Below are 13,552 nucleotides of genomic sequence, written 5' to 3' on the forward strand. Positions count from 1 at the left end.
CAAAATCAAAATGAATACTACTCCCACTTCTTTTGAGGTGGGAGCTTTTTGTATTCAAATTCTTGAAATGGAGGTACTAAACATGAACAACAAAATGAACCATCCCCTGATCACAGTTGACGGCAGAACCCTGATGGATCGTCCGCTGGAACCGCCCAATTTTGTGGTGGACACCCTGATCTCTCAGGGCCTGCACATCCTGGCAGGCTCCCCGAAAGTGGGCAAGTCCTGGCTTGCTCTGTGGCTGGCGGTGACGGTGGCTAAGGGAGAACCTGTCTGGAACATGACCACCAGGCAGGGTACCACCCTCTATCTCTGCCTGGAGGATTCTGTCCTCCGCATCCAAAACCGGCTTTTCGAGATCACGGAGGATGCACCAGACAGCGTCCACTTCTGTACCGAGTGCGCCCTCATCGGCCAAGGGTTGGAGGAACAGGTGGACGCATTCGTCGCCGCACACCCCGACACCGTGCTGGTCATTATCGACACCCTGCAGATGGTCCGACCGGTACACGACGCCACCTACGCCAATGACTACCGGGATCTGTCTGTGCTCAAGCGGCTGGCGGACAAGCACGGCATTGCCATCCTGCTCATCCACCATCTGCGGAAAGAAAAGGCGGAAGATGTGTTCCATCGGATCTCTGGCACCACCGCTATCAGCGGTGCAGTGGATTCCAGCTTCACACTGGTGGAAGAAAAGCGGGGCAGCGGCAGGGCCAGACTGACCTGCGTGGGCCGGGACATCGAATACCGGGAGCTGGAGCTTCGACGCAGCGAGGAAAATGTGTGGGAGTTGGTTTCGGATAGCAGAGAAGAACCCGTGCTGCGTGAGGATCGGATCGTCGTTCTCCTCTCTGCATTTATGAGCACCAGAACAATATTTATCGGCACTCCCACGGAACTCTCCGAAAAGATCGACCCTGACAGAATCGAAGGGGTAACGCCCAAAAAGATTTCAAGGCTGATCCTGCAAAGCATTGAGGCCCTAAGAAAAAATGGGATTCAGGCAACGGTTCGCCGCAGCAACGGGAAGCGAGTAATTGAGCTGCGTCGTGCCGATAGTGTCGATTTGGAGGGTGACGGAGAAATCGTCCCTATCGACCCTGTCGGGGCGCTGTGCGGCGATTTACGGGCAGTTTCCAGGTGCGGTGAGTAAACCCCGCAAGGCAAAAGAAACGCCGCGTGGGGCCGTTTGTGGCCGAAGGTGGAACGCGGGTGTTCGGCGTGGGAGAATCACCTCCTTGGAGGTGGCCAGCATCGCGTTTGTCTGGTCACCGGCACAGCCGCCGCCCGCCTTCCGCCTGTTTGCGGGGCGCTGCCCCACACCCCATTTTTACGAAAGACTGGAGGAAACGACATGAAAAAAGATATCAAATTCAGCACCAGGATGGCATCCGAAGACCGAGAGGCCATCAAAGAATTGGCGAAACGCTCCGGGATGTCCATGAGCGATTATGTGACGGCCTGCTGTCTGGGAAAGCAGGTGGTAGTCATTGACGGACTAAAAGAAGTGCTCAAGGAGCTGAAGTCCATGGGTAGAAATCTAAACCAGCTTGTCACCCTGGCGCACATGGGACGCGTCACGGTGGTCAACCTGGACGGTGTACGCCAGGCGTTCTCTGAACTCTGCACTGCTGTCCGGCTGATCCTGGAACGAAGGCGGTGGTGAAAAATGGCGATCATCAGCTTCACTAACTACAAGCGTGGTCAGAGCACCGGATGCATGGGAGCCGTGATGCGGTACACCATGCAGAACAAGAAAACCGAGTGTGACGGCCAACAGTTGGTCACAGGCATCAACTGCCAGCTGGAATCTGTCTACTCGGACTTCATGACCACCAAGCGGCTGCATCACAAAACCGACGGCGTGCTGTTCTACCACATGGTGCAGAGCTTCCCGAAAGGCGAAGCGGTCGACCCGGTCGCCGCCCATGCGGCGGCATTGAAGCTGGCTGAGTACTATGAGGGATATGAAGTCTTGGTCTGTACCCACACAGACCGGGAACACATCCATTCCCACTTTCTCATCAACTCGGTCAACTTCGACACTGGGAAGAAACTGCACATCGCAAAGGAGCAGCTCCAGGAACTGCGACAGCGCAACGATCAAGTCTGCATGGAGTTTTCTCTCCCTGTGTTCAACCCCACGAACAGGAAAGAGAAGAGCAAGACGATGTCCATCGGCGAGTATCACACGGCCGCCCGTGGCCAAAGTAAGAAACTGCAGCTCATGAACATCATCAACGACTGTATGCGCCACGCCTCCAGACGGGAGGAGTTTATTGCGCTGATGGAGGGCGAGGGCTACAAGGTACGCTGGGAAAGCTCCCGGCGGAACATCACCTACACCACACCCAGCGGCTGGCAGTGCCGCGACCGCCTGCTGTTCGGGGACAAATATCTGAAGGAGAATATGGAATATGAATTCAGGATCAGAGAAGAAATTATCTATGGACGAGCTGTTGGAAAAGAATCGACCTACGCAGATGGTACAGACCACACCGCAGCCTCCGGCGCAGGAGTTGACACTGCCTCCCGAAGTGCATCCCACGAAAGCAGAGTGGGAGAATCTGCTGAGCGACCTCTGCACACTGGGGTACCGCACCGAGAGACAGACTGGCTATCTGAAGAAGAGCAGCGAACTGCTGGCGCAGCTCCCGACGCGGACGCAGATGGACGAACTGCTGAAAGCGGTGAGACATCTGGAGCAGATGAGCGAACAGGCTGGGAAACAGAAAGAGAAGCGTTTTTCTCTGCCCAGCATCAGACTGCCCAGACCGAGTCTGCCGGACATTCCATGGACCAGTCTGCTGTTGGGACTGGCGGCTCTGGCGCTGACTGGGCTGGTGCTGTGGGTGGTGTGGTCCAGCTTGGACACGCTCTGGAGCGCGGCCAGGGGCCTGCTCCTGTGATGGACGCTACCACTACGCACCACCACACCGACAGCAAAGCCCTTCGGAAAGAGCGGCAAAAGAAAATCGCTCTCGGTCACAAGGAGGACGATCATGAAGAAGAACCAACTTGGCAGCAGACCATGTAAAGGAGGATGATCACATGAGTTATCAGCAGGCAATGTATGATCGGGAGCATCCCCGATACTCTGAGCCGACAGAATATATCACGATGGAAGTGGACGGACTGATTGTTGCTCTCCGCTTCAAAAACACCATCACAAAGCCTGACACAGTGTCTGAAATTGAGCAGACGCTGTTGATGGCACAGGACTTTGAAAACCTGAACAAGCCTGCTTGATTCAGTAGACTTTTTACCAGTGGTGTGGGATACTGTGTGTGCATATGAACCTTGACAATTTAATCTGAGCAAACCATATGCACCGCAGTCCTATACCAGAAAGGACAAGGTGCAATCATGGAAAAAAGCAAACGAGTATACTGCCTCTATCGAGTCTCTACCAAAGGACAGGTAGAAAAAGATGATATTCCGATGCAGAAACAATACTGCCGTGAATTTGCGGAGAGCCAGGGATGGACGATCATCAAAGAATTTGCGGAAAAAGGTGTCTCGGGTTTCAAGGTGGCTGCTGCTGACCGCGACGCGATTCAGGAGATCCGTCAGGATGCCGAGGAACGGAAGTTTGACATCCTGCTGGTGTTCATGTTCGACCGCCTGGGACGGAGAGATGATGAGACGCCCTTCGTGGTGGAGTGGTTCATCCGCAACGGAATCGAAGTGTGGAGCGCAATGGAAGGGCAGCAGAAGATGGATGATCATATCGACAAACTGCTGAACTATATCCGTTACTGGCAGGCCTCCGGTGAGAGCCTCAAAACCTCCGCACGAACAAAGACACGTTTGTCACAAATCGTGCAGGAGGGGAGGTTCCGCGGCGGGATCGTTCCCTATGGATACCGCCTGGAAAAGCAGGGGCGCTTCAATAAAAAGAATCACGAAGTCAACGAGATTCTGGTTGACCCGGATGAAGCTGCGGTGGTGCGCATCATCTTTGAAAAATATGTCTATGAGGGGTTCGGTGCACAGCGGTTGTCCCGGTGGTTATATAACAACGGCTATCTCAATCGAAAGGGAACCAACTTCGCCAATACCACCATCATCAAAATGCTGAAGAACATCATGTATGTTGGAATCCTGCGCAGTGGGGATACACGCTCAGAAATCTTTCCGGAGCTGCAAATCGTTCCACTGGATCTGTATGAGCGGGCACAGGAGCTGATGGAGGCCAGGACAATGCACCACAATGAGGTGCCCTTTAACTCCAAGGGGAAGTCGCTGCTCTCCGGGATGGTCTACTGCGCCCACTGCGGTTCAAAGTTGGTGCTGACCACCAGCAGCGGCAGACGTGCCAAGGGTGAGCCCAAACGGGAAACCCGTATCCGATACGCCTGCCACTACAAGATCCGTCATCCTCAGGACTGTGACGGTCAGACCGGATACTCCGGTGAGAAACTGGACGGCATTATTGATAAGATTGTCATCCAACTCTTTGAGCGAATGAAGACTGCACCCAGGAGCCAGCTCATTCAAAAGCAGCGGGAGAAAGAACTCCAACTGGCAAACAGTTCGGTGGCCAATCTGGAGAAACTCCATGCCGCCGCAGAACGGGAGCTGGAGAGCTACAAAAAAGAGATCATCAAGACCATCAACGGGACTGGTAGTTTTGGAGCGGACATCCTCGGTGAGATGATAGAGGACACCCGGAGCAAACTGACGGCACTGGCACAGGAGCTGGAACAGGCCAAGGAAAAAGCGGCTGATCTGAAAAACTCTGCCGTTGCCGTTCAAAAGGAGTATGACAAGATCATGTCCTGGGCCGACCTGTATGCGGGCAGCAGCATTGAGGGAAAGAAGATGATCCTGCGGCAGCTCATTGAGCGGGTGAATATCGGGAAGAACTTTGAAATCGAAGTGGAATTCAAAATCAGTGTCACACAGTTCTTCGACTTCCTGTATCCGGAAGGGGACAAGAGTGTGTACTATCGCGCATCCTGAAGGCATGAAAAAACTCGGGAGATCTCGTTTTGAGATCTCCCGAGTGTGGTGGACCCGAAGGGGATCGAACCCTCGACCTTACGGATGCGAACCGTACGCTCTCCCAGACTGAGCTACGGGCCCAAATCAACAGTTCCAAAAGCGGAACAGAAGAATAAACAATATGAAATTATAGGTGTGGCAGAAAACCGAACCCTTTGCGCTCCCAACTGAGCTACAGGCCCATGCGAAGCTTACTTTTCATATTTTACTCTGTTTTCTTGAAAAGTCAATACCCAAAATCAAAAAAATCGAGCGTGTTTTTGTTCTTTCCGGCAAGGGCATTTCAAAACAGACGGGAAGCTTTGAAACACCCCTGCCGGAATAGTATGGATTTTTCAGCGAAGGCGCAGCTGCCAGAATGCCACAGCACTGGCGGCAGCAACATTCAGCGAATCCACTCCGTGTTCCATAGGGATCATCACGGTGTAATCGCACCGGGCGATGGTCTGATGGCTGAGTCCATCGCCCTCGGTGCCAAGCAGAACGGCCAGCTTTTCCTCCTGCCGAAGCCGCGGGTCATCGATGGAGATCGCCCGGTCATCCAGCGCCATAGCGGCTGTTGCAAAGCCATTCCGGCGCAGCAACTCCATGCCTGTTTCCGGCCAATCGGCGGGCGAGTCGCCAATCCGCGCCCAGGGTACCTGAAAAATCGTGCCCATGCTTACCCGCACTGCCCGGCGGCACAGCGGGTCACAGCAGGTGGGGGTGAGCAGAACGGCATCCATGCCAAGAGCGGCGGCTGAGCGGAAAATCGCACCCATATTGGTGGAGTCAACGATGCCCTCCAGCACGGCAACGCGATGGGCGCTGTTCAGAAGCGATTCAGCGGTTTTGGGTACAGGGCGCTGCATGGCGCACAGGATTCCCCGGGTGAGGGCGTAACCGGTAAGGCTGGCCAGCACGTCACGGTCGGCGGTGTAGACAGGTATCCCGGGGCAGCGCTCCATTAGTGGGGCCCCTTGTCCCTGGAGATGCCGCCGTTCCATTAATAAGGAAAGGGGGACGCAGCCCGCATTCAAGGCAAGCTCGATCACTTTCGGACTTTCGGCGATGAAAACGCCGCGCTCGGCTTCCAGCCGGGCACGCAGCTGGGCCTCAGTCAGGCGGGCGTACACATCCAGCTCAGGGGCATTCAAATCGGTGATTTCGATGATTTCATTCATATTTATATATACTCTCTTGTACTTTAGAGTGGATCGCACAGAAAAGAGTGCTCGCGGACATGCCCTTTTCTGCATCGGAATGTTTCTATTATAGCACGCTGCCAGCCGCAGCGCCAGGCGAAGTAAAACGAAGAATAAAACCTGTTGCACGGTATGACATATTTCGCTACTATTATATTAGGCGATGATACGCCCAAGCGGCCGAAGGCACTGAAACGTACGGTGCTGGGGCACGAAAAAGATAAATGGTGGGAAGTTTGACGTGGAAAAAAGCAATCGAGAACAGGTGCGGGCGGCAGTGAAAAACATTGTGTTGGTTTATGCCGACCCCATTATGCTGCGAACCCTGAACTGCCTGCTGAATATGAACGGTTATCAGGTTGTGAATTCCTTTCAGACCGGGCGCAGCGCTCTGCGCTTTTTAAAAAGTGGCCAGCAGGTGGATCTTGTGCTGCTGGGCTGTTATTTGCAGGACATGGATACCGTGCGCTTTTTGCGGCAGATGGAGCAGGAATGCGCCGACCAGCGTCTGCGCGTGATCCTCACCGGCCCGGCCCGATATATCGAACTGGTGGAACAAGGTCACTTGTCAAACTGTGTGGATTATTATATGATAGAGCCATACGATCCGGACGATCTGCTGTCGGCGATGGCGATGTTTTCACCGGCGCGCCGCTTGCCTCAGGTCACACCGCTGGACAAAATCATTCACCGGCAGCTGCGCTCGCTTGGTGTTTCCGATACGATGGAAGGGTATTGGTATCTGGGCGGCTGTCTGCAGGAGTGGCTGCGCCTGATCGGAAGCGGACAGGTCCCTCAGATGAAAAGTGTCCTGCCGGATGTGGCACGCTATCATGGAGTGGCGGTCAAAGCGGTGGAAAGCGGGATTCATCGGGTGATCCTGCAGCTGAAGAAGGAGGGGAAAATTCCTGCTCCCTACCAAAAGATGAAGCCGTTTCTCGGCTGGCTGGCAGATCGTGTCTGGGCGGAATCCTTGCAGGAAGGTTTGAACGACAGTTATGAACAAGAGCCTGGAACAACAACTGTGTGAACAAAAGCAGAGGGGAGCGCTGTGCTCCGGTCTCTCTCATGAAATATATCAGGCATTGTCTGCGATCCGGGCTTCCAGCGGCCTTTTGCGTCAGTCGATGGGGAAGGAGTCTCCCCAGGCCTGCGGGCAGCTGAGCTGGGTGTTTGAAAACATCGACCAGAGCACGCTGCGGCTCAGCCGGGTGGCGGAAAACCTGCAGGATCTGCTGCAGGCCGAGCGGGGCACGCTGGTGCCGCGCCTGGAGTCGCTGGATCTGAAGGGCCAGTATTCCGAGGCCATGGAACTGCTGACCAATGGTGCGAAGCTTTACGGCGTTTCGCTGGAGTGGGAATGCGATCTGGAACAAACGGTTTTTCTCCCGGCCGACAGCGACTGGGCCGATAAGATCCTGCTGCATCTGGTGACCAACGCGGTGCTGTGCAGTGAGCGGGGGCAGACGGTGAAGGTGGCGCTGCAGCCGCAGGGGCAGGCGCTTGCCCTTACGGTGGAGGACCAGGGGCCGGGGCTGCCTGACTGGGTGCAGGAGCATCTGTTTGAAGCGTTTGTGGGGCAGTATGATCCCATGGGCGAGGGTGCTGCTGCCGGTTCGGGGCTGGGGCTTTATCTGGTGCATATGTATGCGGAGGCCATGGGCTGGAAGCTGGAACTGAACAGCACGCAGCAGGGAACAAAAGCCTGCGTTTTGATCCCGCTTGTGCAGGCAGAGACGCCGGTAGTGCCTGCTGCCGATCCGGTGCTGCGAAGCGAAGCGCGCGGCTGGCAGGGCTCGGTGCAGCGAAGCCGCGTTCTGGCGGAGCTGGGGGTATGGCAGGCCCGCAAGATCGCTGGTGAGGAACAGGAAAGCATATAAAAGTGTTACGCCGGGGAAGGGTTTCCCCGGCATTATTTTTTGTTTGTTGTTTACAAGAAATACGTTTTATTGTAAAATAGGAACAAATATAATATTGATCAGGCGGTGTATTGGTTTTGGATACAAAATACAAGCGTATTTTATTGAAGGTCAGCGGGGAGGCGCTGGCGGGCAGCAAGGGCACCGGGTTCGACGAACCCACCATGGAGGCCATCTGCCGCGGCATCAAACAGGCATATGATCTGGGTGTACAGATCGGTCTGGTCGTGGGCGGCGGCAATTTCTGGCGCGGCCGTTCCAGCGGCAGCATGGAGCGCACCTGCGCCGATAAGATCGGCATGCTCGCAACCGTGATGAACTGCCTTGCAGTGGCGGATCAGCTGCGTCAGCTGGGCGTTCCCGCACAGGTCCAGACCTCGATCGTCATGCCCCAGGTGGCTTCCGTTTTCACCCGCGACAGTGCGGTGGAAAGCATGGAGGCCGGCAACGTTGTTCTGTTCGGCGGCGGCACCGGCAACCCGCTGTTCTCCACGGATACCGCCAGTGCGCTGCGGGCCATCGAGACGGGCTGTGACGTGATGTTCAAGGCCACGATGGTGGATGGCGTGTACGACAAGGACCCGAAAAAATATGCGGACGCCGTGAAGTATGACCAGCTCACCTTCACCGAGGTGCTGGAAAAGAACCTGGCTGTGATGGATGGCACCGCGGCCACCCTCTGCCGGGAGAATAAGCTTCCGATCCTGGTGTTCGACCTGAAGGGCCCGGATAACATCGCAAGAGCGGTGCGCGGCGAAACCGTGGGCACCCTGGTTGTGGAGGAGTAACAGCGCAGCTTTCCGTGAAAGCTGCGCTGAAAACCGGCCGCACATTGCCGCCGGAAGATTCAAAGAGCATAGGATTCGGCCCAAAGCCGAAGAAAAGGAGTATAACACATGAGCACTTACACCAAGCCCTACGAAGACAAGATGAACGGCGCTATTCACCACCTGGGCAAAGAGCTGGCCGCCATCCGCGCCGGCCGCGCCAATCCCGCTATCCTGGACCGCGTGGCGGTGGACTACTACGGCACCCCCACCCCCATCAATCAGGTGGCCGCGGTGGCTGTGGCGGAAGCGCGCATCCTGACCATCACTCCCTGGGATACCTCTCTGATTCATCCCATCGAGCATGCTCTGCTGGTCAGCGACATCGGCATCAACCCCACCAACGACGGCCGTGTAATCCGTCTGGTGTTCCCCGCTCCCACCGAGGAGCGCCGCCGTCAGCTCACCAAGGACGTACAGAAGCTGGGTGAGGAAACCAAGGTTGCGGTTCGTAATGTGCGCCGCGAGGCTATGGACAAATTCAAGACCCTGAAAAAGAACAGCGAGATCACCGAGGACGATCAGAAGAATCTGGAAGAAGAGATGCAGAAGATCACCGACAAGTTCGTCAAGCAGGTCGACAAGGACTGCGAGGCCAAGAACAAGGAGATCATGGAGATCTGATTCTCGGGCAACAAACATCATGTGCCGCGTGCGAGTTTTGCGCGCGGCACCACTTTGTAACAGGAGAGATTTGCGCTTATGCCACAACCGGAAAATTTTGCAAAAGGGCTCAGCATCGGCATTATCATGGATGGCAATGGCCGTTGGGCTAAGAAGCGGGGCCTTCCCCGGACCGCCGGCCACAAAAAGGGTGCGGAGGTTTTTCAGGATATCACCCGTTACTGCAATTCCATTGGGGTGGAGTCGGTCACCTTTTACGCCTTTTCCACCGAAAACTGGAAGCGTCCCTATGAAGAAGTGGGCGCAATCATGAAGCTGTTCGGGGAATACCTCATCAAGGCCTTCGATTATGAAAAGGAAAACAACCGGGTCGTTTTTCTGGGCGACCGCAGCGCTCTGGAGCCCAAGCATCAGAAGCTGATGAACGAGATCGAGACCAAAACAGCCAATAATACCGGTATGACGCTGAACATCGCGGTAAACTATGGCGGACGGCAGGAGATCGTGCGTGCGGCGCGCAGCCTGGCGGAAAAGGTGCAGAAGGGAGAGCTTCGGCCGGAGGAGATCACCGAAGACCTCATGAGCGCTCATATGTATACCTGCGGCCAGAAGGACCCGGATTTCATCCTGCGGCCCAGCGGAGAGAAGCGTCTGTCCAACTTCATGCTGTGGCAGGCCGCTTACTCGGAGCTGGTGGAGATGGATGTCCTTTGGCCGGACTTTACCCGCGCCGACCTTGATCTGGCGATTGAGGAGTTCAACCGGCGCAGCCGTCGCTTTGGCGGGATCTGAGCATTGCGGAAAGAAAGGAAAAGCCTGTTGTGAAAACAAGGATCATAACTGCTGCGGTCGGCCTTTGCGTGCTGGCCGTGGTCATGCTGATGTTCAATACCCTGGTGTTTGAAGCCGTGGTCGCGCTGATTACCGTCATTGCCGTTCACGAAATTTACAAAGCGTTCGCATTGGGCGAAAAAGAATCACACATTTTTATCGCATTTGTCCCGTATACTTTTCTGGTAATGTTCTCCCACGTGCCTGCGGTAAGGGCGCTGCTGGTTCCCGGCAGCTACCTGTTGGCAGTGTATCTGGCGGTGTGCCTGCTGTGGCATAACCAGACCCTGAGTGCCGCAAAGCTGGGGGGCATGGTGGTGTTCAGCGGGATGATGATCTCCTGCTTTTACTCCATCGTGTTCATCAAGAACCATCTAAACAATCAGTTTGAGTCCATCTACCTGATCATGATGATCCTGTGCTTTGCCTGGGGTGGAGACAGCGCGGCCTATTTTGCCGGACGCTACTTCGGCAAGCACAAACTGGCACCGGTGGTCAGCCCCCACAAAACCATCGAGGGCGCCATTGGCGGCGTACTGGGTTCCGGTGTGCTGGGCGTATTGTGCACCCTGGCAGCCCAGTCGCTTTCGGCCCATCTGGCGGGCGGTAAGGCCTGCCTGCTGCTGGAGCGCATGTCCGCCAGTGCGGTAAGCTATCTGGTGGTGTTCGTCCTCGGTATGGCCTGCTCGCTGCTGGGCATTCTGGGCGATCTGTTTGCCAGTGCGGTGAAGCGCCAGTGTGCCATCAAGGATTACGGAACCATCTTTCCGGGCCATGGCGGTATTATGGACCGGTTTGACAGCGTTACCTTTATCGCGCCGGCCGCCGCTCTGCTGGTCTGGCTCACCACAACGTTTTTGAAGTAACGAGGAACAGAAAATGGCTAAGAAACTGACTTTGCTGGGGTCCACCGGTTCCATCGGTACCCAGAGCCTGGATGTGGCTCGTGCCCAGGGCTATGAAGTGTATGCCCTGGCGGCAAATTCCAATGTGGATCTGCTGCTCAAGCAGATCGAAGAGTTCCGCCCCGCCTACGTGGCGGTTGCAAATCCGGATGCCTGCGATCAGCTGGCTGCCCGTCTGGGCGGTGTGGCTGGTGCACCCAAGCTCCTGCGCGGTGCGGAGGGGATTGTGGAGCTGGCAAAAATGGAAGGTCCGGACGTGGTGCTCAACGCAGTAGTTGGCATTGCGGGGCTGGGCGCAACCTTGGCTGCACTGGAAAACGGGCACGATGTGGCCCTGGCCAACAAGGAAAGCCTGGTCACCGGCGGCCATCTGGTCACCGAAGCCGCTGCCAAGCACGGCACCAAGCTGCTCCCGGTGGACAGTGAGCACTCCGCTATCTTCCAGTGCCTGCAGGATGCCCATTCTGCCAAGACACTCACCAAAATCTTGCTCACCGCCTCCGGTGGTCCCTTCTTCGGCATGAAGAAGGAGGAGCTGGCGGGCAAGACCCGGGCGGATGCCCTCAAGCATCCTAACTGGAACATGGGCGCAAAGATCACCATCGACTCCGCCACCCTGATGAACAAGGGCCTGGAGCTGATCGAAGCAGTCTGGTTATTCGGCCTGCCGCCGGAGAAAATTCAGGTGGTGGTGCAGCGCCAGAGCATCATTCATTCTATGGTTCAGTTCAGCGACAATTCCATCCTGGCTCAGCTGGGTGTGCCGGATATGCGCATTCCCATTCAGTATGCGCTCACCTGGCCTGACCGGTTCCCGGGCTGTGCGCCCGAGCTGGATTTCACCCAGCTCAAGTCCATCACCTTTGACGTGGCGGACGAGGAGACCTTCCGCTGCCTGGCAGCCTGCAAAAAGGCCATCGCCAAGGGCGGCCTTGGTCCCTGTGCGGCCAACGGCGCCAACGAGGAAGCCGTCCGGCTGTTCCTGGAAGACAAAATCGGCTTTTTGGACATTGGCCGTCTGGTGGAGGCCGTGGTGGACAGCGATTCCTTCGGCGGCAGCTATACATTGGCTGACGTGTATGAATGTGACCGCATGGCCCGGCAGTTTGTGCTGAGCCACATTTAACAAGAAAGAGAGATTATTCGCACATGGCAACAATCCTTACCCTCATCATATCGGTGCTGATCTTCGGCCTTGTGGTTATGATCCACGAGCTGGGGCACTTTGTCTGTGCCAAAAAGGCCGGGATTCAGGTGAATGAATTTTCCATCGGCATGGGTCCCGCTCTGTTCACCACAGTGCGGGGCGGAACCCGTTACAGCGTGCGCGCATTGCCCATCGGCGGCTATGTGAGCATGGAAGGGGAGGATGAAGAGCTGGAAGAGCCGGAGACCGGCGATGCACTGCAGGAGCTTGACGCGGCGGAAGAGGAGCAGCCCAAAGGTTTGCCTTTTCCGAAGGTAAAGGTCTGGAAGCGGATCATCGTGGTGGCGGCTGGTGCGATTATGAACCTGATTCTGGGTTTCCTGGTTCTGCTGCTCATGATGGCATTCGGCGATCCCGGCGCCAGTAAGACCGTTGGCTTTGTGGAAGAGGGTTCCCCAGTGCAGGCCGCAGGCCTGCAGGTGGGTGACGAGATCCTGGCGGTGAACGGCCATCATTGCTTTGTGATGAACGACGTGCTGTATGAGCTGCAGCGCACCCCGGACCAAAGCGCGGATCTGACTGTGAAGCGCAATGGCGAGATCGTGCAGTTGGATAACGTGGGCTTTGAGCTGGTGGAGACCGGCGATTCCGTTACCATGAACATCGGCTTCAAGGTCTATGCACTGGAAAAGAACGTGAAGACCGTAGTCTCTCAGGCCTTCAATTACACTCTGTTCTATGCCCGGCTGGTTTTCCGTTCGCTGATCGACCTGGTTGTGGGCCGGGTGAGCGTGAACGAGCTTTCCGGCCCGGTGGGCATTGTGTCTGCCATCGGGCAGGCAGCGAGCATGGGCGTGGCCGAGGTGCTGTCCCTGCTGGCGCTGCTCACGGTGAATCTGGGCGTGTTCAACCTGTTGCCGGTGCCGGCGCTGGACGGCGGCAAGCTGGTATTCCTGGCGCTGGAAGGTATCTTCCGGCGGCCGGTGCCCAAGAAATTTGAAATTCTGGTGAATGCGGCGGGCATGTGCTTCTTGTTCGGGCTCATGATCTTTGCCACGTTCAACGATATCATTCGTCTGTTTTAAAAGCAGGAGGATAAGCA

At 56.1% G+C, this 13,552-nt stretch carries 14 protein-coding genes and 1 tRNA gene; 13 read left to right on the forward strand and 2 right to left on the reverse strand.

The genetic code is table 11. The annotated features are described in order from the left end of the window. Positions 1-82: 82 nt before the first annotated feature. The 5 genes from B5G03_RS09185 to B5G03_RS09205 all read left to right on the forward strand — a co-directional run bounded on the left by B5G03_RS09185 (position 83) and on the right by B5G03_RS09205 (position 4,971). A complete protein-coding gene (locus tag B5G03_RS09185; protein WP_087181416.1) occupies positions 83-1,159 on the forward strand; it encodes an AAA family ATPase in 1,077 nt (358 codons plus the stop codon). A gap of 201 nt (positions 1,160-1,360) precedes the next feature. Then, positions 1,361-1,672: a plasmid mobilization protein gene (locus tag B5G03_RS09190; RefSeq protein WP_087181417.1), complete on the forward strand. Its 312-nt coding sequence runs from the start codon at positions 1,361-1,363 to the stop codon at positions 1,670-1,672. 3 nt (positions 1,673-1,675) lie between these two features. After that, the gene (locus B5G03_RS09195; RefSeq protein ID WP_087181418.1) at positions 1,676-3,043 is read left to right on the forward strand and encodes a relaxase/mobilization nuclease domain-containing protein; all 1,368 of its coding nucleotides are present in this window, start codon (positions 1,676-1,678) and stop codon (positions 3,041-3,043) included. A 14-nt stretch (positions 3,044-3,057) separates the two neighbouring features. After that, positions 3,058-3,255 carry a hypothetical protein gene (locus tag B5G03_RS09200; RefSeq protein ID WP_087181419.1) on the forward strand — a complete coding sequence of 66 codons (198 nt, stop codon included), beginning with the start codon at positions 3,058-3,060 and terminating at the stop codon, positions 3,253-3,255. Positions 3,256-3,372: 117 nt separating this feature from the next. Beyond that, positions 3,373-4,971, forward strand: a complete 1,599-nt coding sequence (locus tag B5G03_RS09205) for a recombinase family protein (protein WP_087181420.1) — start codon at positions 3,373-3,375, stop codon at positions 4,969-4,971. 46 nt (positions 4,972-5,017) lie between these two features. Here B5G03_RS09205 and B5G03_RS09210 read toward each other — a convergent pair. Together B5G03_RS09210 and B5G03_RS09215 are read right to left on the reverse strand one after the other, a co-directional pair. After that, positions 5,018-5,094 (reverse strand) — tRNA-Ala (locus tag B5G03_RS09210). A gap of 254 nt (positions 5,095-5,348) precedes the next feature. Then, on the reverse strand, positions 5,349-6,176 hold the full coding sequence (locus tag B5G03_RS09215) for a TrmH family RNA methyltransferase (RefSeq protein ID WP_087181421.1): 828 nt from the start codon (positions 6,174-6,176) through the stop codon (positions 5,349-5,351). A 262-nt stretch (positions 6,177-6,438) separates the two neighbouring features. On the opposite strand from B5G03_RS09215, the gene B5G03_RS09220 reads away from it, so the two are divergent. From B5G03_RS09220 to rseP, 8 genes are all read left to right on the forward strand, one after another. Then, positions 6,439-7,227 (forward strand): response regulator, encoded by a 789-nt coding sequence (locus B5G03_RS09220; protein ID WP_087181422.1) that lies wholly within the window; start codon positions 6,439-6,441, stop codon positions 7,225-7,227. Continuing rightward, positions 7,196-8,077 carry a sensor histidine kinase gene (locus B5G03_RS09225; protein ID WP_087181423.1) on the forward strand — a complete coding sequence of 294 codons (882 nt, stop codon included), beginning with the start codon at positions 7,196-7,198 and terminating at the stop codon, positions 8,075-8,077. The genes B5G03_RS09220 and B5G03_RS09225 overlap by 32 nt, the downstream gene beginning before the upstream one ends. Positions 8,078-8,193: 116 nt before the next feature. After that, positions 8,194-8,904, forward strand: coding sequence for a UMP kinase (gene pyrH, locus B5G03_RS09230; protein ID WP_087181424.1), 711 nt, complete (start codon positions 8,194-8,196; stop codon positions 8,902-8,904). Between the two features lie 108 nt (positions 8,905-9,012). Beyond that, positions 9,013-9,567, forward strand: a complete 555-nt coding sequence (gene frr, locus B5G03_RS09235) for a ribosome recycling factor (RefSeq protein ID WP_087181425.1) — start codon at positions 9,013-9,015, stop codon at positions 9,565-9,567. Between the two features lie 78 nt (positions 9,568-9,645). Further along, the gene (gene uppS, locus B5G03_RS09240) at positions 9,646-10,359 is read left to right on the forward strand and encodes a polyprenyl diphosphate synthase (protein WP_087181426.1); all 714 of its coding nucleotides are present in this window, start codon (positions 9,646-9,648) and stop codon (positions 10,357-10,359) included. 29 nt (positions 10,360-10,388) lie between these two features. Further along, positions 10,389-11,264, forward strand: a complete 876-nt coding sequence (locus tag B5G03_RS09245; RefSeq protein ID WP_087181427.1) for a phosphatidate cytidylyltransferase — start codon at positions 10,389-10,391, stop codon at positions 11,262-11,264. A gap of 13 nt (positions 11,265-11,277) precedes the next feature. Next, the gene (gene dxr / locus B5G03_RS09250) at positions 11,278-12,429 is read left to right on the forward strand and encodes a 1-deoxy-D-xylulose-5-phosphate reductoisomerase (RefSeq protein ID WP_087181428.1); all 1,152 of its coding nucleotides are present in this window, start codon (positions 11,278-11,280) and stop codon (positions 12,427-12,429) included. Between the two features lie 23 nt (positions 12,430-12,452). After that, positions 12,453-13,535 (forward strand): RIP metalloprotease RseP, encoded by a 1,083-nt coding sequence (gene rseP, locus B5G03_RS09255; RefSeq protein WP_087181429.1) that lies wholly within the window; start codon positions 12,453-12,455, stop codon positions 13,533-13,535. The last annotated feature ends 17 nt before the right edge of the window (positions 13,536-13,552 follow it).

It is taken from the genome of Gemmiger sp. An50, from assembly GCF_002161595.1.
In the GTDB taxonomy this organism is placed as follows: Bacteria; Bacillota; Clostridia; order Oscillospirales; family Ruminococcaceae; genus Allofournierella.

Bases quoted from the DNA above. Each gene is read 5' to 3' on its own strand.
- B5G03_RS09185 (WP_087181416.1), top strand. From the start codon at position 83: ATGAACAACAAAATGAACCATCCCCTGATCACAGTTGACGGCAGAACC.
- B5G03_RS09190 (WP_087181417.1), top strand. From the start codon at position 1,361: ATGAAAAAAGATATCAAATTCAGCACCAGGATGGCATCCGAAGACCGA.
- B5G03_RS09195 (WP_087181418.1), top strand. From the start codon at position 1,676: ATGGCGATCATCAGCTTCACTAACTACAAGCGTGGTCAGAGCACCGGA.
- B5G03_RS09200 (WP_087181419.1), top strand. From the start codon at position 3,058: ATGAGTTATCAGCAGGCAATGTATGATCGGGAGCATCCCCGATACTCT.
- B5G03_RS09205 (WP_087181420.1), top strand. From the start codon at position 3,373: ATGGAAAAAAGCAAACGAGTATACTGCCTCTATCGAGTCTCTACCAAA.
- B5G03_RS09215 (WP_087181421.1), bottom strand. From the start codon at position 6,176: ATGAATGAAATCATCGAAATCACCGATTTGAATGCCCCTGAGCTGGAT.
- B5G03_RS09225 (WP_087181423.1), top strand. From the start codon at position 7,196: ATGAACAAGAGCCTGGAACAACAACTGTGTGAACAAAAGCAGAGGGGA.
- frr (WP_087181425.1), top strand. From the start codon at position 9,013: ATGAGCACTTACACCAAGCCCTACGAAGACAAGATGAACGGCGCTATT.
- uppS (WP_087181426.1), top strand. From the start codon at position 9,646: ATGCCACAACCGGAAAATTTTGCAAAAGGGCTCAGCATCGGCATTATC.
- dxr (WP_087181428.1), top strand. From the start codon at position 11,278: ATGGCTAAGAAACTGACTTTGCTGGGGTCCACCGGTTCCATCGGTACC.
- rseP (WP_087181429.1), top strand. From the start codon at position 12,453: ATGGCAACAATCCTTACCCTCATCATATCGGTGCTGATCTTCGGCCTT.